General features: G+C 64.0%; 29 protein-coding genes and 1 tRNA gene. 13 read left to right on the top strand and 17 right to left on the bottom strand.

Annotated elements, in window-relative coordinates:
* Nucleotides 1-113: 113 nt before the first annotated feature.
* From SPBM01_RS09950 to SPBM01_RS09935, 4 genes are all read left to right on the top strand, one after another.
* Nucleotides 114-605 carry a helix-turn-helix domain-containing protein gene (locus tag SPBM01_RS09950; protein ID WP_188065340.1) on the top strand — a complete coding sequence of 164 codons (492 nt, stop codon included), beginning with the start codon at nt 114-116 and terminating at the stop codon, nt 603-605.
* 65 nt (nt 606-670) lie between these two features.
* Complete coding sequence (locus SPBM01_RS09945; protein ID WP_188065339.1) at nt 671-1018, top strand: hypothetical protein; 348 nt, start codon at nt 671-673, stop codon at nt 1016-1018.
* An 86-nt stretch (nt 1019-1104) separates the two neighbouring features.
* Complete coding sequence (locus tag SPBM01_RS09940; RefSeq protein WP_262504385.1) at nt 1105-1500, top strand: hypothetical protein; 396 nt, start codon at nt 1105-1107, stop codon at nt 1498-1500.
* Complete coding sequence (locus SPBM01_RS09935) at nt 1478-1951, top strand: ArsR family transcriptional regulator (protein WP_188065338.1); 474 nt, start codon at nt 1478-1480, stop codon at nt 1949-1951. Before SPBM01_RS09940 ends, SPBM01_RS09935 begins: the two co-directional genes overlap by 23 nt.
* 3 nt (nt 1952-1954) lie before the next feature.
* On the opposite strand, the gene SPBM01_RS09930 is transcribed toward SPBM01_RS09935, so the two are convergent.
* The 4 genes from SPBM01_RS09930 to SPBM01_RS09915 all read right to left on the bottom strand — a co-directional run bounded on the left by SPBM01_RS09930 (nt 1955) and on the right by SPBM01_RS09915 (nt 6351).
* Complete coding sequence (locus tag SPBM01_RS09930) at nt 1955-3268, bottom strand: ATP-binding protein (protein WP_262504383.1); 1314 nt, start codon at nt 3266-3268, stop codon at nt 1955-1957.
* On the bottom strand, nt 3265-4044 hold the full coding sequence (locus tag SPBM01_RS09925) for a response regulator (protein WP_262504382.1): 780 nt from the start codon (nt 4042-4044) through the stop codon (nt 3265-3267). The genes SPBM01_RS09930 and SPBM01_RS09925 overlap by 4 nt, the downstream gene beginning before the upstream one ends.
* 46 nt (nt 4045-4090) lie before the next feature.
* Nucleotides 4091-4999 (bottom strand): intradiol ring-cleavage dioxygenase, encoded by a 909-nt coding sequence (locus SPBM01_RS09920; protein ID WP_410483055.1) that lies wholly within the window; start codon nt 4997-4999, stop codon nt 4091-4093.
* A 95-nt stretch (nt 5000-5094) separates the two neighbouring features.
* A complete protein-coding gene (locus SPBM01_RS09915; RefSeq protein WP_188065336.1) occupies nt 5095-6351 on the bottom strand; it encodes an MFS transporter in 1257 nt (418 codons plus the stop codon).
* Between the two features lie 173 nt (nt 6352-6524).
* Here SPBM01_RS09915 and SPBM01_RS09910 point away from each other — a divergent pair, with 173 nt between their 5' ends.
* The 3 genes from SPBM01_RS09910 (at nt 6525) to SPBM01_RS09900 (ending at nt 9724) form a co-directional block, all read left to right on the top strand.
* Complete coding sequence (locus SPBM01_RS09910) at nt 6525-7850, top strand: NupC/NupG family nucleoside CNT transporter (protein ID WP_188065335.1); 1326 nt, start codon at nt 6525-6527, stop codon at nt 7848-7850.
* A gap of 68 nt (nt 7851-7918) precedes the next feature.
* Nucleotides 7919-8965, top strand: coding sequence for a DUF1176 domain-containing protein (locus tag SPBM01_RS09905; protein ID WP_188065334.1), 1047 nt, complete (start codon nt 7919-7921; stop codon nt 8963-8965).
* A 75-nt stretch (nt 8966-9040) separates the two neighbouring features.
* Nucleotides 9041-9724, top strand: coding sequence for an HAD family hydrolase (locus SPBM01_RS09900; protein ID WP_188065333.1), 684 nt, complete (start codon nt 9041-9043; stop codon nt 9722-9724).
* On the opposite strand, the gene egtD is transcribed toward SPBM01_RS09900, so the two are convergent.
* The 6 genes from egtD to gluQRS all read right to left on the bottom strand — a co-directional run bounded on the left by egtD (nt 9721) and on the right by gluQRS (nt 14955).
* The gene (egtD, locus tag SPBM01_RS09895) at nt 9721-10674 is read right to left on the bottom strand and encodes an L-histidine N(alpha)-methyltransferase (RefSeq protein ID WP_188065332.1); all 954 of its coding nucleotides are present in this window, start codon (nt 10672-10674) and stop codon (nt 9721-9723) included. The genes SPBM01_RS09900 and egtD overlap by 4 nt on opposite strands.
* A gap of 4 nt (nt 10675-10678) precedes the next feature.
* Complete coding sequence (gene egtB, locus SPBM01_RS09890; protein WP_188065331.1) at nt 10679-11947, bottom strand: ergothioneine biosynthesis protein EgtB; 1269 nt, start codon at nt 11945-11947, stop codon at nt 10679-10681.
* 77 nt (nt 11948-12024) lie between these two features.
* Nucleotides 12025-12879: a GGDEF domain-containing protein gene (locus SPBM01_RS09885; protein WP_188065642.1), complete on the bottom strand. Its 855-nt coding sequence runs from the start codon at nt 12877-12879 to the stop codon at nt 12025-12027.
* A 336-nt stretch (nt 12880-13215) separates the two neighbouring features.
* Nucleotides 13216-13785 (bottom strand): cob(I)yrinic acid a,c-diamide adenosyltransferase, encoded by a 570-nt coding sequence (locus tag SPBM01_RS09880; protein WP_188065330.1) that lies wholly within the window; start codon nt 13783-13785, stop codon nt 13216-13218.
* A gap of 17 nt (nt 13786-13802) precedes the next feature.
* The gene (locus tag SPBM01_RS09875; RefSeq protein ID WP_188065329.1) at nt 13803-14039 is read right to left on the bottom strand and encodes a twin transmembrane helix small protein; all 237 of its coding nucleotides are present in this window, start codon (nt 14037-14039) and stop codon (nt 13803-13805) included.
* 10 nt (nt 14040-14049) lie between these two features.
* On the bottom strand, nt 14050-14955 hold the full coding sequence (gene gluQRS, locus SPBM01_RS09870; RefSeq protein ID WP_188065328.1) for a tRNA glutamyl-Q(34) synthetase GluQRS: 906 nt from the start codon (nt 14953-14955) through the stop codon (nt 14050-14052).
* 93 nt (nt 14956-15048) lie between these two features.
* Here gluQRS and SPBM01_RS09865 point away from each other — a divergent pair, with 93 nt between their 5' ends.
* The gene (locus SPBM01_RS09865) at nt 15049-15615 is read left to right on the top strand and encodes an HNH endonuclease (protein ID WP_188065327.1); all 567 of its coding nucleotides are present in this window, start codon (nt 15049-15051) and stop codon (nt 15613-15615) included.
* Entirely contained in the window at nt 15612-15881 is a 270-nt protein-coding gene (locus tag SPBM01_RS09860) for a hypothetical protein (RefSeq protein WP_188065326.1), read from the top strand. The genes SPBM01_RS09865 and SPBM01_RS09860 overlap by 4 nt, the downstream gene beginning before the upstream one ends.
* A 7-nt stretch (nt 15882-15888) precedes the next feature.
* Here SPBM01_RS09860 and SPBM01_RS09855 read toward each other — a convergent pair whose 3' ends face one another.
* Nucleotides 15889-16620, bottom strand: coding sequence for a Crp/Fnr family transcriptional regulator (locus SPBM01_RS09855; protein WP_188065325.1), 732 nt, complete (start codon nt 16618-16620; stop codon nt 15889-15891).
* A 208-nt stretch (nt 16621-16828) separates the two neighbouring features.
* Here SPBM01_RS09855 and murA point away from each other — a divergent pair, with 208 nt between their 5' ends.
* Both murA and SPBM01_RS09845 read left to right on the top strand, forming a co-directional pair.
* Complete coding sequence (gene murA / locus SPBM01_RS09850) at nt 16829-18112, top strand: UDP-N-acetylglucosamine 1-carboxyvinyltransferase (RefSeq protein WP_188065324.1); 1284 nt, start codon at nt 16829-16831, stop codon at nt 18110-18112.
* Nucleotides 18105-19631 carry a sensor histidine kinase gene (locus tag SPBM01_RS09845; protein WP_188065323.1) on the top strand — a complete coding sequence of 509 codons (1527 nt, stop codon included), beginning with the start codon at nt 18105-18107 and terminating at the stop codon, nt 19629-19631. Before murA ends, SPBM01_RS09845 begins: the two co-directional genes overlap by 8 nt.
* On the opposite strand, the gene SPBM01_RS09840 is transcribed toward SPBM01_RS09845, so the two are convergent.
* The 3 genes from SPBM01_RS09840 to SPBM01_RS09830 all read right to left on the bottom strand — a co-directional run bounded on the left by SPBM01_RS09840 (nt 19579) and on the right by SPBM01_RS09830 (nt 20943).
* Entirely contained in the window at nt 19579-20013 is a 435-nt protein-coding gene (locus SPBM01_RS09840) for a response regulator (RefSeq protein WP_188065322.1), read from the bottom strand. The genes SPBM01_RS09845 and SPBM01_RS09840 overlap by 53 nt on opposite strands.
* Before the next feature lie 94 nt (nt 20014-20107).
* Entirely contained in the window at nt 20108-20326 is a 219-nt protein-coding gene (locus SPBM01_RS09835; RefSeq protein WP_188065321.1) for a DUF2188 domain-containing protein, read from the bottom strand.
* Nucleotides 20326-20943 carry a DNA-3-methyladenine glycosylase family protein gene (locus SPBM01_RS09830; protein ID WP_188065320.1) on the bottom strand — a complete coding sequence of 206 codons (618 nt, stop codon included), beginning with the start codon at nt 20941-20943 and terminating at the stop codon, nt 20326-20328. The genes SPBM01_RS09835 and SPBM01_RS09830 overlap by 1 nt, the downstream gene beginning before the upstream one ends.
* A gap of 89 nt (nt 20944-21032) precedes the next feature.
* On the opposite strand from SPBM01_RS09830, the gene SPBM01_RS09825 reads away from it, so the two are divergent.
* Nucleotides 21033-21350 carry a 2Fe-2S iron-sulfur cluster-binding protein gene (locus SPBM01_RS09825; protein ID WP_188065319.1) on the top strand — a complete coding sequence of 106 codons (318 nt, stop codon included), beginning with the start codon at nt 21033-21035 and terminating at the stop codon, nt 21348-21350.
* A 27-nt stretch (nt 21351-21377) separates the two neighbouring features.
* On the opposite strand, the gene SPBM01_RS09820 is transcribed toward SPBM01_RS09825, so the two are convergent.
* Nucleotides 21378-22115 (bottom strand): hypothetical protein, encoded by a 738-nt coding sequence (locus SPBM01_RS09820; protein WP_188065318.1) that lies wholly within the window; start codon nt 22113-22115, stop codon nt 21378-21380.
* A gap of 38 nt (nt 22116-22153) precedes the next feature.
* The gene (locus tag SPBM01_RS09815; RefSeq protein ID WP_188065317.1) at nt 22154-22894 is read right to left on the bottom strand and encodes a TrmH family RNA methyltransferase; all 741 of its coding nucleotides are present in this window, start codon (nt 22892-22894) and stop codon (nt 22154-22156) included.
* Nucleotides 22895-23000: 106 nt separating this feature from the next.
* Between SPBM01_RS09815 and SPBM01_RS09810 the strand changes: the two genes are divergently transcribed.
* Nucleotides 23001-23087: transfer RNA gene (locus SPBM01_RS09810), tRNA-Tyr, on the top strand.
* 55 nt (nt 23088-23142) lie between these two features.
* Here the strand turns inward: SPBM01_RS09810 and ubiG are convergent.
* Nucleotides 23143-23880, bottom strand: coding sequence for a bifunctional 2-polyprenyl-6-hydroxyphenol methylase/3-demethylubiquinol 3-O-methyltransferase UbiG (ubiG, locus tag SPBM01_RS09805; protein WP_188065316.1), 738 nt, complete (start codon nt 23878-23880; stop codon nt 23143-23145).
* Nucleotides 23881-24021 lie beyond the last annotated feature (141 nt).

The raw sequence follows: 24021 nt of genomic DNA, 5'->3' as shown, positions 1-24021 counted from the left end.
GCGCCGAGCAAACCGAATCGCAACCTTATATTGGCAAAGCAGGGCGTTGGTTGTGTCTTCTCATTGTCGCTGGTTCGTCCATCGGCGGGGACGCACGCAGGAGGATGATTGGAGTGGCGCAGACCCTTCCCGTCTTGAGCGAGGGTGAAAAGCAGTGCCTGCACCTTGTGGCGCAGGGCTTCAATTCCAAGGAAATCGCGCGTCAGCTTCATGTGTCGGAGCATACGGTGGACCAGCGCGTCCGCACCAGTCTGCGCAAATATGGCGTGCCTTCGCGCAAGGAAGCCGCGCGGCTATTCGTTTCGGCCCAGCAACTACAGCCCCAAAGTGGCACATATCAGCCTTTGATATATCAGCCGGAGCCGCTTGCCACCGATCCTGATCCTGGGTCATCCATGGCGGTGCCGGACAGGCCGGATGAGCAGACGGAGCGCAAAACGCTTCTGCGCCGCATCCTGGCTTTCGGCCCACCGCTAGGGGGATCGACCAATGAACTGAGTGTCGATGGCCGCATATTGGCGATGATCCGCGCAGCCGTTCTGACCGGCGTGGGTGTCGTCACTCTGCTGCTGCTCATTGCCGGAGCCTTCAAGGCACTGGCCTGATCCTTCCTGTATCGCCACGCTGACAACGCACCGCCGCAACCGGCGTCGTGCGAAGGAGATGACTTGTGCTCAACCTCGATCCCGCAAAGACCCAGGCCGTCGTCGACCAGACCAAACAGGCTTTCGCAGCCCTGGACGTTGCACTGGTGGACACCGCGCAACTGACCAGCACTTTTTTGAACGCCGCCCTGGATTCGGGACTGACTGCCAGCGAAAGCCAGCGCATCATCCTGCGCATCCATGAAAGCGCCGCCAAGATTATCGAGGGTCGCAGCGACATGATCCGCGCCACCGCGCTGCTGACGCGCTGCATCGAAAACAGCCAGCACGCCGTGACCGCTTTTGGTTGCCCGCTCGGCATGGACGCCCCTGCGCAGGACGATGCGCAGCGCCACCTGACCCTGGTCGCCTGACCGGGCGGAGCCGCCGACATGCGTTCAACGCTTGATTTCCCCCCTCTCTATCGGTGAAACGAATGTTGGCGGCTTCATTCTGGCTCATGATGTTTCTGGCCTGCGCCTTTGCCTTGATGTTCGGCGGGCGCGACGGTCGACGGTTCGTCGTCATTTCGGTGGCGGCGGTGTTGCTGACCATCCCGGCCCAAATGGCCGGGTCATGGCATGTGACGCAATATTGGCTGACGACCGTGGATCTTTTCACATTCGCCGCGCTGCTGTGGCTGATGCTGCAAAGTGACCGTTACTGGCCGGTGTGGACAGCCGCCTGCCAGCTGCTGACCGTGCTGACGCATGTCGTCACGCTGCTGATCCACAGCTTTTCCGATCGCATCTATGAAGGACTGAACACAGTCTGGATCATCCCCTTGATGCTGTTCACGATCATTGGCATCGAACTGGACCGGAAGGTTGGACATGACCGCGCATATCCCGCCTGATCGTGCCGTTCCCAGTCAGGAGGCGATCGACCTGGTCGTTGCGCTGCAACGCTGCCTCACCAACGTCCATGCACGGGCGGATGACGCGGCGGTCCTGAACGGGGAGGGCGGGTGCCAGCTTGCAACATTGGTCCGCTATATCGAATCCCGCCGGGTCCGCTCCGTTTTGCTGGGCCAGAATCTCTTTGCCGATCCGGCATGGGACATATTGCTGATGCTGTATCAGGCGGACCTGGAGGAGCGGGCGCTGACGCTGGAGCAGTTGAGCGAGACGCTGCGCCTGTCGATGAGCGTTACGGTCGGCCAGATCGGCGTTATGGAACGGCGCGGCCTGGTGGAGGAGCATCAGACATCCCCCAACAGCCGCCGCCGCCGCGCGATACGGCTGTCGCCGCTGGCGGTGGACTCCATGTCTTCCTGGTTTTCGCTTGCCTTCGGGACGGACGGTTAGGGATCAGCGGTCCAGCGGGACGATCAGCGTCGCGCGAAAGCCGCGTGGTGCCTGGCCATCCTCCGTCCGGTTGGCAAAGGCCAGTCGTCCACCATGGCTCTCGGCAATGCTGCGCGCGATCGACAGGCCAAGGCCGACGCCACCTGTCTCCCGGTTGCGCGACGCTTCGCCGCGATAAAAGGGTTCACACAGGCGCTCGATCGTGGCGTCTGGCACGCCGGGTCCGTCATCTTCCACCACGACATGCGCCCGCCGGGACGCGATGGTGATCGCAACGCGCGCCGATCCGCCATAGCGCACCGCGTTTTCGACCAGATTGGCGATGCAGCGCCGCAGCGCTACCGCATCGCCCCGCACCACGGCCCGCGCGCTATGCGTCACCACCACGTCCTGCCCCATGTCTGACAGGTCGTCGGCCAATGTTTCGGCAATGGCCGACAGGTCGATCCGCACCCGTGCCGCGCCGTCATGGCCGCGCATGAAATCCAGCAGGTCGGTTACCATCGCACGCATTTCCTGCACGTCCGCCTGCGCCTTGGCGCGTGGCCCTTCGGGCAGCGCTTCCAGCCGGAACGACAGGCGCGTCATGGGCGTGCGCAGGTCATGGGCGATCGCCACCAGCATCGCAGTACGTTCATTGAGATAATCGGCGATCCGCGCGCGCATCTGATTATAGGCTGCGCCCACCGCCCGCACTTCGGGCGGGCCGGTCAGCGGCAATGGATCGGCGCGTTCGGGCCGCTCGGTCGCCGCGCCATCGGCCAGCAGGCGGATCGGCTGGGTGATGCGCCGCGCGACCCAGTAAGCGGGCAGCAGCAACAGGATGAAGATGCCCGCCATCAGCGCCAGGGTGATGGCATACCAGCGCGCATTGGCCCCCTGCCGCGCCTGAATGATGGCCCAGCCATCGGCGGTGCGCCGTGCAATCTGAAATTCGTGCCGCAACTCCAGCCGCTCCGGCCCGGCGGTCATTGCCCGATCGGACGGGGGTAGCGGTCGCAGCAGCCGCAGCGCGTCCGGCGCAATGTCGGCCAGCGTGGCGATCCGCGCGGCGACACGCGGGTCTGCCTGTTGATCGCCCTCCGGCACCGGCGCGCGGTCGGACGTATAGCGCGTCACGGTCCACGCCCCCTGCGGCGGCAATCCGCCCCGCAAAAGGTTCGCCGCTTGCGTCAGGCTCATCGGTCGGCTGTGCGGCGGCGGCCCGCGAAACGTCACCAGCATCATCGCGCCGAGCGCCAGCAGTAGTGTTGCTGCGACCAGAGCGACGATGCGCGTCAGGATCGACGGATTGATGCGCGCAAGACGGGCCTTCACGCCGGGCGGACTTGCGCCGTGAACATATAGCCTTCGTTGCGGATCGTGCGGACCAGTTCGTCCGCCCCATCCTTGCGCGCCCCCCGTTCCAGCTTGCGGCGCAGGCGGCTGACCTGCACGTCGATCGCCCGGTCGTAACTTTCGCTTTCATTACCCGCCGACCAGTCCAGCAACTGGTCGCGGTTCAACACCCGGCGCGGATGTTCGATAAATGCGCGCAGCAGGCGGAATTCGCCATCGGTAAGGGTAACGACGACATTGTCTGGATCGGTCAGCAACCGCGCGCCCATGTCGACCATCCACCCGGCAAAGCGCAACCGCTTCCCCGATGGCCCGGCCGCATCGCCATTCTGTGCCGCCTGCCGCCGGTGCCGCCGCAGCACGGTGCGGATGCGTGCCAGCAATTCGCGCGGGTTGCACGGCTTGGGCAGATAATCTTCCGCCCCCATTTCCAGCCCGACGATCCGGTCGATATCGCTGCCGATCGCCGACAGCATGATGACCGGCAACCCGCCGCGCGCCGCCAGCCGCCGCAGGATGGACAGGCCATCCTCCCCCGGCATCATCACGTCCAGCACGGCGATGTCGAAATCCTGGGATGCCAGCGCCTCGTCCATGGCTGCGCCATCGGCGACGGCGGTCACGGCAAAGCCATGCTGTTCCAGAAAGTCCGACAACAGCGCGCGGATGTCCGCGTCGTCATCGACCACCAATATGCGTGAACCATCCATGTTGGCGGCCAGCATATCGACGGATGGTGCCGCCTGCAAAGTCATCCGTACATCCTTTGCATTTCCTGTCGCGCGCCGGGCCGTACTGGCATCAGATCGCGACGCCGACCGTGACCGTGCCGGTATAGCCATTGGTGACGTCGCCGGTCATGGCGATTGTCATGGCTGCGATCTGCGCGGCTGTATTGTCGCCGAACACATTGTCGTTGGCGGTCGTCACCTTGGCGAAATTGCTCGTGCTGCTGCTATAGCCGCTGGTGGCGTAGACGCTGCTGCACGCGGCGCTGGGCATCGCAAATTGCGACACCAGCACGCGATTGGCATAGGTCGTGGCCCGCGCCAGGCTGGGATAGACTTCGAAATGGATGTGCGGGTAGCGCCCGTCATAGCAGCCGGGGAAGATGCTGGTGAAGGTTACCTGCCCGTTGGCGTCGGTCACGCCCACGCCGCGCAGGTAATTTTCGCCCGGAACGGTGTAGAGCGAATAGAGGCCGTCGCGGGTGCAGTGCCACAGATAGACGGCATAGCCCGCCAGCGGCGCGCAACTGCTGTTCACATTCACCACGGTGATCGTCACGCTCATATAGACGCCCGCCGCCGTGCCGCTGGACGACCCGAAACTGGAACGGATGTCGGTGCGCACGATGCCGGTATCGTCCAGCACATTGACCACGCTGCCACTGACGCTGTTGGATCCGTCTGCGGGATAGGGACCGTTGGTTTCGGTCGGATCGGCGACGCATGTGCCTGTGCTGGTCCCGCCGGTCGTAGTGGATGTGGATGTTGTCGTCGACGTGGTGGTGGACGTCGTGGCCGTGCTGGAACTGCTGCTCGCCGACGTTTCGCTGCCGCCACCGCAGGCGGTGATCAGCGCGCCGCCACCTGCCGCGAACAACAGGCGCAACGTCCGCCGCCGCCCCACCGCTTGCTGCGCCAATGTGCGTATCTGCGCCAGATCATGCGCCAGCCCATGGTCATGATCATGCATTTCCTCGGCCATCATCTACCCTTTCCGTCTCTTGTTAAGGCCATCAAGGGTGCGGGTTAGGCCACGCATGTCTCGCCGCGATTGCGCAATGTAGCGTCTTTGTAGCGTCAGCCGCCCGGTGGAACGGGGGCAAAGGCCGAGCGCGGCAGGCTGGCCAGTGTCACGCTGCTCGCGGCCATCAGCGCGATGGTCAGCCACAGGAACGGCGCATAGCTGCCGCTGGCGTCGAACAGCGCCGACGCGCCCAGCGGCCCGGTGGCGGTGCCGACCGACAGCGCCATCAACAATCCGCCATACAGCCCGCCAAAGGTGCGCAGGCCAAAATGCTGGGTGGTGAGATAGACGATCACGTCCACTTCCGCGCCCAAAGTCAGCCCCACCATCGCCGCTGCTGCCGCTTGCGTCCCCCAATTGTCGCCCCCCAGCAGCAGCAACAGGCACCCGATAGCGGGCAGCAGGAACACGGTGGCGCCGACCATCGACCCCCGGAAACGGTCGAGCAGCAGCCCGGTGGCCAGCCGCCCGACGATGGAAAACAGACCGACCAGCGCGGCAATGCCTGCCGCCGCCATCGGGCTGGTGCCGCGCGTCGTCAGGATCGGCACGAAATGCACGACCAGCGCGATGATGGTGAAAGTGAACAACAGGCTGGCCAGCAGCAGCCGGTGATAGATGGACGATCGCACCCCTTCACCCAGCGTCGCGCCGGGCAGGTCGGGCCGGTCGGCGGGCTTGGCAATACCGCGCCGGTCATGCGCGCCGCGAAAGAACAGGAAGATCATCGGAAAGGCGATTGCCGCCCATATGGCCGCCTGTATCGGCGCCGCCCCCTGCCAGCCATGGCGCGCGATCAGCCAGCTACCCAGTAACGGAAACACCGCCGCCGCCAACGACGCCCCGCACAGCGTAACCGCAAAAGCCAGCCCGCGCGACTTGGCAAAGCGCGACGCGACCGCACTGGTCCACACCGTCGCCTGCACCGGCAATGTGGCCAGCGCCAGCAACGCCCACAGGAACAGCCATTGCCCTTTGTTGCCTGTCGCGGTGCCGAGCATGGCGAAAGCTGCCGTGGTCAACAGCACGCCTGCCAGTCCGAACAGGCGCGGGCCGATCCGGTCCACCAGCAAGCCGATGGGGATCGAAAACACGGCCTGCACCAGCGTCGCCAGCGTCAGGCCGATGGTCGTTTGCGTCCGGGTCCAGCCGAACGACTGGCTGATCGGTTCGATATAGGGACCAAGTCCGTAGATATGGATGACGCTGGTGGCATAGCCCAGCCCCGCCGCGATCGGCAGCAACGGCGCGCGCCGCCACTCCGCCCCGGCCGTCATTGCCCCTGCCGTCTCTTCCACAGCCTGCGTCATCCCCGTATCCTCCGTCGATTCTCTTATCTTGAATGGCAGAATAGCGGCACCTGCTATAAAAGCGAGACTATCTCATTTATTGACGCCGCCGCCTATCTGCGCGAAGCCGCTGGCCATGCCCGTGTCACGCCCTTATGGTCGCCCGGTTTGTCATCCTCCCGCGAAAGCGCTTCATGCACCTGCTCATCGGTCTTGCCGGCATATTGCTCATCCTTGCCATCGCCATTGCCCTGTCGTCCGACCGCCGCGCTATCCGGTTGCGGGTGGTGGGCGCGGCGTTCCTGTTGCAGGCGGGCATTGCGCTGCTGGTGCTATATGTCCCGGCCGGGCGCAGCATCATCGCGGGCATGTCGAAGGGGGTTTCCAACCTGCTCAGCTATGCGCAGGCAGGCACCAACTTCATTTTCGGCCCGCTCGCCAGCCCGCAGATCGGCGGCGCGAGCTTCGCCATTGCCGCCCTGCCGGTCATCATCTTCTTCGCCAGCCTGGTGTCGATCCTCTATTATCTGGGCATCATGCAATTCATCGTCCGCTGGGTCGGCGGCGCGATCGAGTGGGTGACGGGCGTGTCGAAGGTGGAAAGCCTGTGTGCCGCCGCCAACATCTTCGTCGGGCAAAGCGAAAGCCCGCTGGTCATTCGCCCCTATCTGGCCGCGCTCACGCCGCCCCAACTGTTCACGGTGATGACCAGCGGCATGGCGGGCGTCGCTGGCACTATCCTTGCGGCCTATGCGTCGATGGGGATCAAGATCGACTATCTGCTCGCGGCCAGCTTCATGGCGGCGCCCGGTGGCCTGTTGATGGCAAAGATCATGATGCCCGACGGGCGCACGCCGGTGCAGGGCGAATTGCCGCTGGGGGACGATCCTGCGCTGCACCTGCCCGAAACGCGGATCAGCGGGGCCGGTCCCGCCGCTTTGCTGCCCGAAGGGACGCCGGGCGAACCCATGCCGCCCGCCAGCCATGACGAGGAAAAGCCCGCCAACCTCATCATGGCCGCTGCGCAGGGCGCGCAGACCGGCGTCAAACTTGCGGTCGCGGTGGGGGCCATGGTGCTGGCTTTTGTGGCGCTCGTCGCGCTGGCCAACGGCATATTGGGCGGCATCGGCGCATGGTTCGGCATCACCGACCTCAGCTTCCAGATGCTGCTCGGCTATGTATTCTCGCCGATCATGTATCTGCTCAACATCCCCTGGGCCGAAGCGCAGGTGGCTGGCGGCCTGTTCGGGACGAAGGTCGTGCTGAACGAATTTGTCGCCTATATCAATCTGGGTCAGGTGCAGGGCGCATTGTCGCCCACCACCATCGCCATCGTCACCTTCGCGCTGTGCGGTTTCGCCAATTTCAGCTCGATCGCGATCCAGATGGCCGTGACCGGCAACCTTGCCCCCAATCAGCGGCCGATGATCGCGAAACTGGGGATGAAGGCGCTGGTCGCGGGCAGCCTCGCCAACCTGATGAGCGCTGCGCTGGCCGGGCTGATGCTCAGCCTGCGCTGAATAGAATCGTTGTGGACCTGTAACGTAAGACTCTATCGCTGCCCCTGATAATCTCTTATGGTTAACCCATGGGGCAAAAGAGACTTTTCGCAACCGCGCTGGCGGTCATGCTGGCGGCTACGGGGGCGATCGCGCAGGCACCAAAGCCGGGCGCGCTGGAAACCTACAAGGACTGGACCATCGGCTGCGACAACCGGAATCGGTGCGAAGCCGTCGCGTTGATGCCGGAAGGCGGCGACCTGCCCGAAATCCCGCTGATGATCGGTATCGCGCGCGCGGCCGGGCCGGACGCGGAAACCGAAATCTGGATCAGCCGGGAGGGTAAGGGGCAGGCCGAGGTCAGCTTCCTGGTCGATGGGCGCAAGGTTGCAGGCGCAACCGCGCGCGACGGCGAAGCGACCGTCAAAGGGCCGCAGGCGTCGGCGCTGGCCATCGCCATAGCGCGCGGATCGACGCTGGACGTGCGCAGCGGGACGAAGCTGCTGGGGCGGCCTTCACTGTCCGGTTCTGGGGCAGCATTGCGCTACATGGATGCGCGGCAGGGACGGGCAGGGACCAGCAGCGCGCTGGTCGCCACCGGGCCTTTGGGCGTCAACGCCGTGCGCCCGGCACCCGCCGCGCCGGTGATCCGCCGCATGGCCGTGCCGGGCGGCGCAGCCCCCGCGCCGCTGTGGCGCGAAGAACTGGCCGCGCTGCTCAAATTCACCGGCTGCGCGGGCGAAATGGCACCTGACCAGTCCCCCGAGCTTCACCGCCTTTCCAAAACCGAAACATTGATCCTGGTCCCCTGCGGATCGGGCGCCTATAATTTCTCGTCCGTGCCAGTGATCGCCACCGGGGTCGCGGGTCGCCGCGCCTGGCGCTTCGCCAGCTTCGACTATAAACCGGGCTGGAGCGAAGATGCCAAACGGCCCATGCTCGTCAATGCCGGCTGGACCCCTGAAAAATCCCGGCTGGACAGTTTCGCCAAGGGCCGGGGTCTGGGCGATTGCGGTGGCAGCGAAGCCTATGTCTGGGACGGCACCCGTTTTCGCCTGATCGAGGCGGCGGCCATGGGCGAATGTCGCGGGTCATGGCACTGGATCACGACATGGTCTGCCAAAGTCGTCGAATAGAAGCGTGCCTGCCGCGCAACCGGCCAACCCCGCTTTGCAATGGCATATCCGGCCTGCTTTACCCATGTAGGGGCCATGATCCTGACGCTGCAAAAATCCGCCCTGCTGCCCGACCCGATCCATGCCGTCATCTTCGACATGGACGGTACGCTGCTCGATACCGAAGCGGCGCATAAACGGGCCTTCGCGCAGACGGGTGATGCCTTGGGCTGGCCATTGCCCGAAGCGCTGCTGCTGTCGATGGTCGGTATCCATCGCGACGCGAACCAGCTCATGCTCGCCGACCATCTGGGACCGGATTTCCCGCTCGACCGCTTCTACGCCGACAGCGACGCCTTGTTCGAAGGGGCGATGGCGGCTGGCGCATCCCTGCGCCCTGGAACCATGCTGATCCTCGATCATCTGGCGCAGGCGGGCGTGCCGATGGCGATTGCCACCTCTACCGCTGCGCCATTGGCGCAGTTACGGCTGGAGAAGGCCGGGCTGCTCCCTTATTTCGATGTGGTCGTGACCCGCAACGACGTGGAACGGCCCAAGCCGCATCCCGAACCCTATCTGCTCGCCGCGCGCCTGCTGGGGGTCGATCCATCCCGCTGCATCGCGGTGGAGGACAGCCATGCCGGGGTGCGTTCGGCGACAGCGGCGGGCATTGCAACGGTGATGGTGCCAGACCTGCTGCCCCCGACCGATGAACAGGCACGGGCCTGCGCCCATATCCTGCCCAGCCTTGCCCATCTGCACGCGATTCTGACGGCCTAACCGGCGCGCGCCAGCACCAGCGAGAACAGGCCTTCCGCATCGGTCCATGCCTCGGCCGGTTCCCAACTACCCGCGCGCAGCAGCAGGCGATTGTCGCGCGGACCATATTTATGGCTGCTTTCGGTATGGATCGTCTCGCCCGCATCCATCGTGAAATCATGGCCTGCCACCTGGAAATATAGCGGACGCACCGCTTCCAGATGCATTTCAATCCGCGCCTTGTCGTCGTTCCACACTGCGCGATGGGCAAAGCCATCGACCGGCATATCCCCGCCCAGCTCCCGGTTGATCCGCGTGACGAGGTTCAGGTTGAACGCCGCCGTCACCCCCGCCTTATCGTCATAGGCCGCAATCAGCCGGTCACGATCCTTGATCCGGTCCATGCCGATCAGCAGCATCGCGTCGTCGCCCAGCAGGCGACGCATCGCCCGCAGCAGATCGACCGCCGCGTCCGGTTCCATATTGCCGATAGTCGATCCGGGAAAAAAGCCCAGCCGGGGCAGTCCGTCGATCGCAGCAGGCAAAGCCAGCGGCCCGTTGAAATCGCCGACCAGCGGAATGACTGGCAGGCCGGGAAAAGCCGACGCCAGCGCCGCGCTGCTGGCATGGAGAAAGTCGCCGCTGATGTCGATCGGCACATAGGCGGCAGGCGCAATGGCGCGCAGCAAATGCGGCGTCTTGCGCGCGCTGCCAGCGCCGAATTCCACCACCGCTCGGCCCGGCCCGATCGAAGCCGCGAAATCCGCGCCATGCCGTTCCAGCAATGCCGTCTCGGTCCGGGTGGGATAATATTCGGGCAGGTCAGTGATCGCCTCGAACAATTCGGACCCGCGCCGGTCGTAGAACCAGATCGGCGGCGTCGCCTTGGGCGATTGCGCCAGCCCCGCCAATATATCGCGGCGAAAGGCCGGGTCTACGCCGGACGCAGTCATGTCTTCGGTCAGCAGCATCGCGTTACAGATCCTTCGCCAGCCGCAGCCCGGTAAACTGCCAGCGTTGATGGGGGTAAAAGAAATTACGGTAGCTGGCGCGCGCATGGCCGCGCGGCGTGGCGCAACTGCTGCCCTTCAACACGAACTGGCCGGACATGAACTTGCCATTATATTCGCCCACCGCGCCGGGGGCAGCGCGAAAGCCGGGATGGGGGCGATAGGCGCTGCCAGTCCATTCCCACACATCGCCGAACATCTGGGTCAATGCTGTCCCTTGTTCAGCGGCGCAGGGCTGGGGGCAGGCAGCGCCGTCCAGTTGCGTGCCGCTGGTCGCTGCGATATTCTGCGCCGCGCTTTCCCATTCCGCTTCGGTCGGCAACCGCGCGCCTGCCCAACTGGCATAGGCGTCCGCTTCATACAGGCTGATATGCGTGACTGGCGCAGCGGGATTGACCGGCTGGCGTCCATCCAGTCCAAAGCGCGTCCAGCCCTGATCGCCATGTTTCCAGTAAAGCGGCGCGTCGATCGCTTCGCGCTGGACCCATGCCCACCCGTCCGACAGCCAGTGCGCCGCGGTCCGGTATCCGCCATCGTCGATAAAGGCGATCCATTCGCCGTTGGTTATGGGGCGATGGCCCAGAGCATGGGGGTGCAACAGCGCCCGATGCCGTGGCCCCTCGCAATCGAAGGCGAAGTCGTGGCGCATATCGGTGCCGATCTCAACCAGCCCCTCGCGCCCTTCGATCCAGTGTAGCGGGCCGGGCAGGGCGACAGGCGCGGCGTGCGGCGCGGCGAACAGAGCCGGTTCCAGCGGATTGCACGACAGCAAATGCAGTATGTCGGTCAGCAGCAATTCCTGATGCTGCTGTTCATGATGCAGCCCCAGCGTCACCAGCGCACGGGCGGATTGCGGCAACATCGGCAGGGCAGCGAGCAATGCGGCATCGACATGGGCGCGATAGGCGCGCACTTGCGTCAGCGTTGGCCGGGTCAGCAACCCCCGCATCGCACGCGCATGGCGCGGCCCTTCCGCCTCATAATAGCTGTTGAACAGAAAGGCGTAGCGCGCGTCATAGGGGCGATAGCCCGGCACATGATCGCGCAGCACGAATGTTTCGAAAAACCAGCTGACATGGGCCAGATGCCATTTGGCGGGGGATGCGTCGGGCATCGATTGCACCGTGGCGTCCGCGTCGGACAGGGGCGCAGCGATCGCGTCGCTCAAGCCCCGGATGGCGCGATAGCGCGTCTCCAGATCATCCTGTCTGGCCTCTGTCCAGCTTTTGGCCATGCCGACCCCTTCCGATACGGTTGCGCCGCTCTCTTATGGCACAAGCGCATGACAGGACCGCACGGTTCCGTCTGCCCTTAAGGACAGGCGCTCTGATATGGAGCGATCGCGCGACACACGCGATCGCGACCACCCGCCTTGGCATCGTACAGCGCCGCATCGGCGGCGCTCAGCGCATCGTCCAGCGCCTTGCCATCCCAGCGCGCGACCCCGGCGGAAAAACTGATCGGGCGGCCATGGACATGGCCGATCGGATCGTCCCGCAAATGGGCCGCTATGCGCGACAAGGACCAGCAGGCCTCCTCCTCGATCGTGGCGGGCAGCAACAGCACGAACTCCTCCCCGCCCCATCGCGCGACATGGTCGATGCGGCGAACATGGGCGGAAAGCCGCGCGGCGAACGCTGCCAGCACCCGGTCGCCCTCGTCATGGCCCATCTCGTCATTGACCTGCTTGAAATGGTCGATGTCGATCATTGCGATGCATCCGGTGCGCCGCTCGCGTGGCAAGGCATCGATCTGGGCCAGAAAGCCGCGCCGGTTGGGCAGGCCGGTCAATATATCCTCATGCGCGGCGATGTGCAGGTCGTCCATCCGTGCGCGGGTGGTGGTCGCGGCCCGATGCACTCCGGCATAAAGCGTCTGGATGACATCGCCCACGTCCGGCAATGCCGCGTCATCCCGATGGTTCAGCGTATCGGCCAGCGTGTGGATGGGGTTCAGCAACGCGCCGATGCCGACCAGCGCAATGCCCGTGCCGACCACCGTCGCCAGCGTCAGCGCAATGAACTCCGCCAGCGCCATGCGGCCGGTCGCCAGACCCCAGCCGCAATAGCCGATCAGCGGCAAATGCGTGGCGACGAAGCAAAGAGTGAAGAGACGCAGGCGCAGCGAGCGCGGAAAGATGAAGGAGGTAGCGAGGTAGAAATGCATGAACGGCCCCGTGATTGCGTTGGCGCGCAAAGTCGGCATCATCGGTAAACGCGATCTGAAGGATCAGGGTTAACGCGCCGCCATGGGACCAGCCGTGCCGGGAGTGAGTCAGGGCGATAGAGTGAAGCCCGATCAGGAACGCGCATCATCGCGGCATCCTGTCCTTGCGGGGCAGAGCTATCCCCTAACGTCATGCTGAACGTGTTTCAGCATCCATTTGTCCAGATGATGCAGGTGTTTACAAAGATAAACTGATGCCGACCCAAAGACTGACGCTGCTGGACGCGAACAGCGTGGCGAAGCCGCATCAACCCGAAGCCATCGCACGCACAAAAATCAGCGCGACGCGCCCGGCACCCATTTCACGTCGGCTTCGCCATTACCATTCAGGCGGCGGGCCAGCACGAACAGCAGGTCCGACAGTCGGTTGAGATAGGCCAGCGCCTGGCGGTTGAGCGCCACGTCGGTCGCCGCTGCGGTGGCGCTGCGTTCCGCCCGGCGCGTGATGGCACGGGCCAGATGGACAGCGGCGGCGGCAGGCGATCCGCCGGGCAGGATGAAGCTGTCGAGTGGGGCAAGATCGGCGTTCATCGCGTCGATCTGATCCTCCAGCCGCTGCACCTGGCTGGCGATGATCCGCAGCGCCCACGGCTCGTCCGCGCCATCGGGGATAGGCGTGGCAAGGTCCGCGCCCAGATCGAACAGGTCGTTCTGGATCATGGTCAGCCACGTCGCTTCGATTGTCTCGCCCATCGCGACGACGGCGATGCCGATCGCGCTATTGGCTTCATCCACATCGCCCACGGCCTGCATTCGGGGCGCGTGTTTGGGCAGGCGCGACCCATCGACCAGGCCAGTCGTGCCTGAATCGCCCGTGCGGGTGTATATTTTATTCAGTTTTACCAATGACTTACGCCAAAATCTCAGCCATTGCCCTTGGCCAGCAGCAGGATCGCCACGATGATGATCGCCGCAGCCTGAAACAGCACACGGTTCATCATCATCTTGTTCTGCTTCAACCGCGACGGGCCGGGGCCGCTGCCTTCGGGCGCGTTCAATTCTTCCTTCGTGGTCTGAAGAAAGCTGATGATGCCACGGACGAGCGCGAACAGAGTCGCGGCCATGGCAAGGATGAGGGCGATGACAAGCACGGTGTTCATAGGCGGCAATCTAGGCGCTTGCCAGCGCGATGCCAACCGGAAAGCGATTACCCCTTAGGTCATCGGCCAGACGCTGCGGGTCCATGCCCTGCGCGCGCAGATCGGCCAGCGCGATCGACCCGTCCCGCTTGGCCAGCCGCCTGCCATCCGCGCCAACCAGCAAGGGGTGGTGGATATAGACGGGGGAGGGCAGGTCGAGCAGCGCTTGCAGCAGGCGGTGTATATCCGTGACAGGGCGCAGGTCGTCGCCGCGCAGCACATGAGTGACGCCCATGGCGGCATCGTCCAGCGTGCAGGACAGGTGATAGCTGGCCGGTGCATCCTTGCGCGCCAGAACGACATCGCCATGCACGATCAAATGCGTTGATATTGTCCATGTCGCTGTCGCCAAATGCACCGGGAACAGCCCTGCGGTCCACGTCAGATCGCCCGCCCGCGCCACGGCCTTGCCCATGTCGATCCGCCATGCGTGCGGCGCGCCCTTGGCAATCCGCCGCGCCTGTTCCGCTTCGCTCAACCCCCGGCACGTCCCCGGATAGACTGGCCCTTCCGGCCCGTGCGGCGCGGTCAGGCTGGCCTGTATGTCGGCACGGGTGCAGAAACAGGGGTAGAGCAGCCCCATTGTTTTCAGCCGCGCCAGCGCCGCATCATAGGCGTCCAGCCGCTCCGACTGGACAGCGATGTCCCCGTCCCACGTCACGCCCAGCCAGCGCAGATCCTCGACGATAGCCGCCACATGTTCGGGCCGACTGCGGCTGCCGTCTATATCCTCGATCCGCAGGCGGAACTGCCCACCGCCCGCGCGCGCCATGTCATGCGCCATCAACGCCGACCAGCCATGACCGACATGCAGCCGCCCGGTGGGGCTGGGGGCGAAGCGGGTCACCATATGCTGTGGTGCGGTAAGCTGCGTCATACAGGCTCTTGACGGGGGATAGAGGTTAATGCTGTCATGCTCCTGTCACGATGCTGGTGGATCAGCAGGGGTGACAAGGGGGTAGAAGGTTTCATGTACCATCCCGACCTTATACGACACCCGGAAAACTGTCCGGCGCTTGTGTTGAATGCCGATTATACGCCGCTGAGCTATTATCCGCTCAGCATCTGGCCGTGGCAGACCGCGATCAAGGCCGTGTTCCTGGATCGGGTGGATATCATCGCCAGCTATGAACGCCATGTGCATAGCCCCAGCGTAGATATGCGAATCCCATCGGTCATTGCGCTCAAACAATATGTGCGCCCGTCCGAACATCCCGCCTTCACGCGCTTCAACCTGTTCCTGCGCGATAAATTTTCCTGCCAATATTGCGGCGCAACCAGCGACCTGACGTTCGACCATGTCGTGCCGCGCCGGTCCGGCGGGCGCACGACATGGGAAAATGTCGCAACGGCCTGTTCGCCCTGCAACCTGAAAAAAGGGGGTCGCACCCCAAAGCAGGCGGGAATGCAACTGCACGTCCAGCCGATCCGCCCGACCAGCTGGCATTTGCAGGAACATGGCCGCGCCTTCCCGCCGGGTTATCTGCATGAAAGCTGGCATGACTGGCTCTACTGGGATGTAGAGCTGATGGCGTGAGGGCAGCGCACTGGCTGGTCGCCGCGCTGCTGATCCTGCCTGGCACGACGCTGGCGCAGGAGGATCATTCCGGCCTGACCCGCGCCCGCTATGTGCGCAATTGCCTGATGTGCCACAACCGCGCCGCACCCGAAGGCATATCGCCGGCGATATTGGCGGGGCTTTATCCCGACCGCGCCCTGCGCCCGGTTACGGCCATGCCAGGGGTCGCGTGCTGGCGGCGGTGCGAACGCTGCTTCGCACCGGACGCTCCTGCGCGGCGATAAGGCCCGGCTAGACCGGCAACCAGTCCAGATCCATATCCTTATAGCGATTGGTATAATGGCCGATTTCTCCCAGCCGGGGCAAGTCGATCAGCGTGATCCGCCCGTTCGATCGGCTGATCAGCTTCTCCTGCTCCATCTGGCGGATCATCCGGTTCACATGAACGGACGTCAGCCCGATCGAATCGCCGATTTCCTCCTGTGTCAGCTTCAGGTCGAAACTGTCGAGGATGCTGTCGTCGGTGACGCGCAGCCGGTCGAACATGTCGAGCAGGAAGGATGCGACCCGCGCCTTGGCCGACGTGCGGCCCAGCGAAGCCAGCCGGTCGGTCATCGCCACCCGTTCGGCATTGGACAGCAGGAACAGCAATGCCGCGACGCGCGGATATTCGTCCAGCAACCGCCGCAGGGCATGTTTGTCGAACGGACACACCACCGAATCCGACAGCGCGACCAGCGATTCGGGTGCCTTGCTGTAAATGGTGCTGGCCGACCCTATGAAGTCGCCGGGGAAATAGACGCGCAAAATCTGTCGGCTGCCGTCGGGCAGGATGACGAAACTCATCACCCGGCCTTCACGCAGCACGAACAGCTCCGTCACTGTCTCGTTCACCCGCTGGATCATCGCGCCGCGCTTCACCTTGCGCGGATTTTCCTCCAGCCGTGCCAATGCTTTTTTTTCCGCGTCGGACAGCGGCACATGCTTGGCCAGCCTTTCTGCGAAACAACTCGTTGCCACCAATGAAACCTTTATCCAAATTGTCGTTACGATGGCAAAACGCCTCAAGCGCCTTTTGGCTGCATTTTCAGTCTCTGCACTAAACTCGATCAATGTTGTTGCTGCTTTGTACGATTGTTGTGCCTCATCCCGCACCCGAACCCCGTTTCGCGGCGAAATCGCATGGCACCCGCCTTGCGCGGGGCGCGTTTGCCGTTATTAACCCTAGCCAATGGACCGCATTCACATTCGCGGCGGCAAGCAACTCAATGGCCGCCTTCCCATTTCCGGCGCAAAAAATGCGGCGTTGACGCTGCTGCCCTGCGCGCTGTTAACTGACGAGCCTGTAACGCTGCGCAATCTGCCGCGTCTGGCCGATGTCGACAGTTTCGGCCATCTGCTGAACCAGCTTGGCGCATCGACCATGATCGAAGGGGCAAGGCCGGAAGATTTCGGCCGTGTCATGACGATGCGGGCGGGGCGGATCACCTCGACCGAAGCGCCCTATGACATTGTGCGCAAGATGCGCGCGTCCATTCTGGTGCTGGGTCCGCTGCTGGCCCGCGCGGGCGAAGCGCGTGTGTCGTTGCCGGGCGGTTGCGCCATCGGCAACCGGCCGATCGACCTGCATCTGAAAGCCCTGGAAGCCTTTGGCGCGATTATCGAGGTTGCGGCCGGCTATGTCCGCGCCAGCCTGCCCGATGGCGGCCTGCCCGGCGGTATCTTCACTTTCCCCGTCGTGTCGGTCGGTGCGACCGAAAATGCGCTGATGGCGGCCTCGCTGGCCAGCGGCACCTGCATATTGGAAAATGCGGCGCGCGAACCTGAAATCGTTGACCTGTGCAATCTGCTGGTCGCGATGGGCGCGGATATTGAAGGCATCGGCACCGACAAGCTGATCATCCATGGCCGTGAGCGTCTGCATGGCGCAACCTATCGCGTCATGCCCGACCGGATCGAAGCGGGCAGCTATGCCTGCGCCGTCGCCATTGCTGGCGGGTCGCTCGACCTGGTGGGCGCGAACGCCGACGACATGCACGCCATATTGGCCGCCATGCGTGAAACCGGGGTTCAGATCGACGCTTATAAGGGCGGCATCCGCGTATCGTCGGACGGCAAGCTCAAGCCGCTGAGCCTTTCGACTGCGCCATTCCCGGCCTTTCCCACCGACATGCAGGCGCAATTCATGGCGATGCTGACGCTGGCGGACGGCGCATCGGTGCTGACCGAAACCATCTTCGAAAACCGCTACATGCACGTTCCCGAACTGGCCCGCATGGGCGCGGACATTGCCGTCAACGGCCGTACCGCCGTGGTGCGCGGTGTTGCTGGGCTGGTCGGCGCGCCGGTAATGGCGACGGATTTGCGCGCGTCGATGAGCCTCATTCTGGCGGGCCTTGCCGCGCAGGGCGAAACCCAGGTCAACCGCGTCTACCATCTCGATCGCGGCTATGAACGGCTGGAAGAAAAATTGTCCGCCGTGGGCGCCGATATCGAACGGGTCAGCGATGGCTGAGGGATGCGGGCTGGCGACCGATCGCGCCGCCCTGCTGGCACTTTATGATCTCGACGCGGGCGGTTTCCGAACGCTGGACGATATCACCGCGTTCGCATCCACGCTGTGCGACGCGCCGATCGCCCTTGTCTCCATTGTCGAAGATACGCATCAACGCTTTCTCGCCCGCATCGGGCTGGATGTGGAAGGAACGCCGCGCGACGTTTCCTTCTGCGCGCACGCGATGCTGGGCGACGACCTGTTCGTCATTCCCGATGCGACCCGCGACCCGCGCTTTGCCGCCAATGCGCTGGTGACCGGCGCGCCGCATATCCGCTTTTACGCCGGTGCGCCGCTGGTCGGCGACGATGGCGTGCCGCTCGGCGCGCTGTGCGTCATCGACACCCAGCCGCGCGCTGGCCTGACCGATGTGCAGCGTCAGGGGCTGGCGCTGATGGCGCGGCAGGTGATGGTGGAACTGGGTGGCCGCCGTCGCGACCGGGACATGATCGCCCGGCAAAGGCTGGACGCTGCGACCATCGCGGACAGCGACCGCATGTTCCGCACATTGTCGGACGCCATGCCGCAAATGGTCTGGTCCACCCTGCCCGATGGCTATCATGATTATTACAACGCGCGCTGGTATGCCTATACCGGCGTGCCGGAAGGATCGACCGATGGCGAGGGGTGGAACGGCATGTTCCATCCCGACGATCAGGACCGGGCATGGGCGCGCTGGCGTCGCAGCCTGGAAACGGGCGAACCCTATGAAATCGAATATCGGCTGCGGCACCGGGATGGCGACTATCGATGGACGCTGGGCCGGGCGCTGCCGATTCGCGGGAGCGATGGCGCCATCGTGCGCTGGATCGGCACCTGCACCGAAATCCACGAACAAAAACTGATGATGGAGGAGCGCGAGCTGATCGCGCATGAACTCTCGCACCGCATCAAAAATATCTTTTCGGTGATCGCCGGGCTGATCGGTATTTCCGCGCGCGAACATCCAGAAATCGCCGAAATGGCCGACGACCTGCGCGACCGCATATTGGCGCTGGGCCGCGCGCATGATTTCGTGCGCCCACACAGCGCCGACTCCGCACCGCAGCCGGGCCAGGGGCAGGGGTTGCTCTGGGGCATACTCGACCAGATTTTCGCGCCCTATCGCGGGTCGAACGGCACGCGCATCCATTTGACGGGGGACGACATCCCGATCGACGATCGTTCCGCAACGCCGCTGGCGCTACTGTTCCACGAACTGGCGACCAACGCGGCCAAATATGGCGCGCTTTCGACACCCGATGGCATGGTGCATCTGCATGTCGTGCGGGAGGGTGCCGACATACGCATCGACTGGCGGGAAGAAGGCGGTCCTACCGTCCAGCCCGGTGGCACGGATGGCTTTGGCAGCCGGTTGATGACGCTGAGCGTGGAGCGGCAATTGGGCGGGCATATGCGCCGTGACTGGCAACCCGAAGGCCTGAACCTTAGCCTCTGGATTCCAGCCCGTTCCATGTGCCGGGCGGCAGGAACGGCGTAAAGCCCGCTATGTTGGCCATGTGGAGCGCTGGTTCGTCTGCGGCGGCCAGGTGCAGCGCGGCAGAGATGCTGTGCGCCCTGAACGGTTTGGCGATGACGCCAAGGGCCGCGACCGATGCTTCGCCGATTTGCGACGGATTGGCCGTAACATAGATGACACGCACGCCAAAACGGCTGGCCAATTCCATGCCGATGACCGGGCCGGTGGGACCATCACGCAGGTTCAGGTCGACCAGCGCAATGTCGCAGCTTCCCGCCGCCTCCAGCGCCGCTTCGCGATCAGCGGCAATTGCGCTGACGGCAAAGCCCGCCTCTTCGACGATCTGTTCGATCTCCAGTGCGACGAAAATCTCGTCTTCAACGATCAATATCTTCTTGCTCATCTCATGACCTGTAAACTTCGCAAAAGATAATGCAGTTTGCGCCTTGCAGGTTCCGGCGAGGGCCAAATTCTTCCCTAAAGGGCAGCGCTGTCAATCACGCCGGAACGCTGGTCCACATCGTCTGGAAATCGCCGTCCTCCATCGTCAGGACCGACGCGGGATAGCCCCCTTCGCTGGCCGTGCGCGCTGTTTCGGTGGCGCTCGCCACGGCTGCTTCGCGCGTTGGGAAGGGGCCGTAATATCTGTTGTTCAGGTTGATCTTCCACACACCTTCATGGTGCAGGACGATATAGCGGGCATGGGGCAGGGACATCACAGAACCTCTATATTATAATGGTGCCAGGCCATGATCGCGGCGGCGCCACGATGGGGTCGCCAGGCTTCGGCCAGCGCGCGCGTCGCTTTTTCGCTCGGGCGTTCGGGCAGGCCCAGCATCCTTCCGATTTCGATCTGGACGGCCAGGTCGCCTGCCGGCCAGATATCGGGCCGTCCTTCGGCGAACAACAAATATATTTCCGCCGACCAGCGGCCTATGCCCTTGATGCGGACCAGTTGCGCGATCGCTTCCTCGTCATCCTGCGGCAGGCTGTGCAGGTCGAGCGCGCCCGACAGGACCATTTCCGCCAGGCTGCGGGCATAGCCCTGTTTCTGGCGCGACAGGCCGCAGGCGCGCAGCGCGTCATAATCGCGCGCCAGCAGCGCGTCAGGCGCGCAGCCCGCACCGAGTTCCGCCTCCAGCTTGCGCCATACCGCCGCTGCCGCCGCGACGCTGACCTGCTGCCCTACGATCGTGCGGAGCAGGGTTTCATAGCCCGGTTCCCGCACGCGCGGCTGCGGATAGCCTGCGCGGGTGATCGCAGCGGCGAATCCCGGCTCGATCGCGGCGATCGCATCCAGGCTGGCAGTCAGTTGATCGTGGGTCGTTACCATGGCTGTTCCTCTGGCCGGTTATGGCCGCCCCTTGATTTCCCTGCGCTTGTCGGTCAGAGCGGCACGGAAAATTCTAGGGGAATGGATAGATGCCGAAACTGATCGTGGTCAACCGTGAGGGTGCAGAACAGGCCGTAGATGGCGATGCGGGCCTTTCGGTGATGGAAGTCATTCGGGACAATGGCATCGACGAATTGCTGGCGCTGTGCGGCGGCTGCTGTTCGTGCGCGACCTGCCATGTCTATGTCGATCCCGCTTTTGCCGATGCGCTGCCTGCGTTGAGCGAAGATGAGAACGACCTGCTCGACAGTTCCGACCATCGCAACGAAACCAGCCGCCTGTCGTGCCAGCTGGTGATGAGCGACGCGCTGGACGGCCTGCGCATCACCATCGCACCGGAAGACTGATCCTGACAGCGACGCTGCGCCGCCGCCCTATGGCGATACGCGCAGCGTTGCCATCGGCGCTTCGCTGGTCAGCGGCGTGACGGTCCAGACGATTCGCTGACCCTGCGGCGTGGATTGCGCGCCCTCTTCCTGATTCTGGCTGACGATGGTGGCATTGGTGGTCAGCGTGAAGGTGCCGTTCAACGCCTTGGTGGCGTCGTCGCCAGGACCGCCTGCGCCCATCGGGCTTTGGCTCTTGTCGAAACTATTGGCGAAACCGGGCGCTTTCACGCGCACGCGGTCGGCCCCGCGCATCTCCACCGCGACGAAAGGCAGCACGATCTGCGCGTCGATGTTGAAGGGGAACAGGAAAGCGTGGGTCAGCCGCCCGCTTATCGCATAGTCGATCTCGAACTTGCGCTCGCCCAGATAGCGCGCGGCGCGAAACCCCTTTTCCTTCGACAGGGCGTTCGCCATCGCCTGCATCTGCGCGTCGCTGCTCTTGCCCGCCGAATCGCTGAAATCCTGCGTCACATCGGCGATCTGGAGCAAGGCCGGGCCAATCTCCACCGGGCCATCCTCTGACCCAAAATCGCCTGACATATCGCCCGGCTTCAGGCCGTCCTTGCCCATGTCCGACGCCAATATCTCGCCCTTATAGGCGAAACTGAAGCTCCGGTCGGCACGAATGTCGAGCGACGATTCGAACCGACCGGGCGTCACCAGACAGGCGGGCAGTAGCAGCAGGCTTGCCAGCATCCCGGCACTGCGCAGCAAAGCGGTCATCACGAACCCCCGTTCGTCGTCACCGCTTTGTCGGCTGCCTACCGGCTGGCGGCAGCGTACAGGGCGATGGCCGCAGCGTTGGACACGTTCAGGCTTTCCATGCGCGGGCTGATCGGCAGTTTAGCGATAATGTCGCAATGTGCCATGCTGTTGTGGCGCAACCCTTCACCCTCGGCTCCCAGCACCAGCGCGACGCGCGATTCGCCGATCGCTTCGCCCAGCGTGGTGTTGGCGTCGCCGTCCAGCCCGATGCGCCAGTAAACGGCCTCGGCAATCTCATCCAGCGCGCGGGACAGGTTCACCACCCGCACCCATGGCATGATTTCCAGCGCGCCCGACGCCGCGCGCGCCAGCACGCCCGATTCGGGTGGCGCATGACGGTCCTGCGTCACGATGCACAATGCGTCGAATGCAGCGGCGGAACGCAGGATCGCACCGACATTATGCGGATCGGTAACCTGATCCAGTACCAATATCGGGCGCTTGTCATCCTGCCCCAGTTCCAGAACATCGCCCAGCCAGACATCGTCCAGCGGCTCGACTTCGGCGACGATGCCCTGATGCGGCGCGTCGGACGGGACCATGCGGCCCATGTCAGCGACGTCGGCATAGACGATCGGCAGCACCGGCGGCAGATCGAGAGCGTCGAGCGCTTCGCGCGTGCCCCATATCTTGCGCACGATGCGGTTGGGATTGGCCAGCGCCGCAATGACGGCGTGGCGACCATAAAAGCGCGGGAAGGCGCCTTTCGGCTTGGCGGGACGATGACCTCTTTTCATGGAAGCGCTCTTTTCACATCCGACCATTGACAGGCAAGCCTCCTTTCGCCATTGAGCCGCCTCCGACGCGGTTACGAAGCATTTTTTCGTCGCTGCGCAGGGCATTGGACAGGTGGCCGAGTGGTTAAAGGCAGCAGACTGTAAATCTGCCGGGGTTTCCCCTACGTTGGTTCGAACCCAACCCTGTCCACCACGCCTTATGGCGTCGTGAGCCGATTGCGCTCCACCCATCCTGATTAGCTTATGTTCTATGTTCGTTTATGCCGCGCCGTCAGCAGATAGTTGATCGCACTGTTGGATGACAGCACGAACCCCTTGCGCGGATCGAAACTCAAACCGCTGCGCTCGATCACTTCTAGCCCCGCTGCCTCCAGCAACTCGGTCAGTTCGTCGGGCGTTAGGAAACGGTTCCAGTCGTGCGTCCCCTTGGGGATGCCGCCCACGCTTTCGCCAATGGTGATCATGGCCAGGCGGGACAGGGGGGTGCGGTTGGGGGTGGACAGGATCATCAGTCCATCGGGGGCCAGCTTGCCAGCCAGCGCGGCGATAAAGGCAGCGGGATCGGCAACATGCTCGATCACTTCCATTGATGTGACAAGATCGAAATCGCGATCCGCCATCTCCTCCACCGGGGTCGCGCGATAGTCGATGGTCAGCCCCTGGGCCTGCGCATGGGCGCTGGCGACGGCGATATTTTCCGGCGCGGCGTCCAGCGCCGTCAAGCGCGCGCCCATCCGCGCCAACGGCTCTGCCAGCAGCCCCGCGCCGCACCCCACGTCCAGCGCGCGCCGCCCGGCGAGCGGCGTAAAGCTGCGCGCCTCGCCGGGCCAGTGCCGGTCGATCGCCGCGCGCATATAGGCCAGCCGCACCGGGTTCAGCTTGTGCAGCATGGCGCTGGACCCGGCCGGATCCCACCAATCGGCTGCCATCGCGCCGAAATGTGCGGCTTCTTTGGGGTCGATCGTTGCGGAAACTGTGTCTGCCATATCCATCCTGTCGCGTGCCTGTGCGCCTGCCCCCGTCCTAGCACTGGCAGGACGACCGGCAAATCGTTAAGCGCCTGCATCATGGCGTTGCTTGCCATATCCGCCGCTGCTGCTAATAGAAGCGCCGTTTTCGCCCTTTTT

This window comes from Sphingobium sp. KCTC 72723, assembly GCF_014280435.1.
Lineage (GTDB): Bacteria > Pseudomonadota > Alphaproteobacteria > Sphingomonadales > Sphingomonadaceae > Sphingobium.
This window is presented reverse-complemented; position numbering and strand designations above follow the sequence as displayed.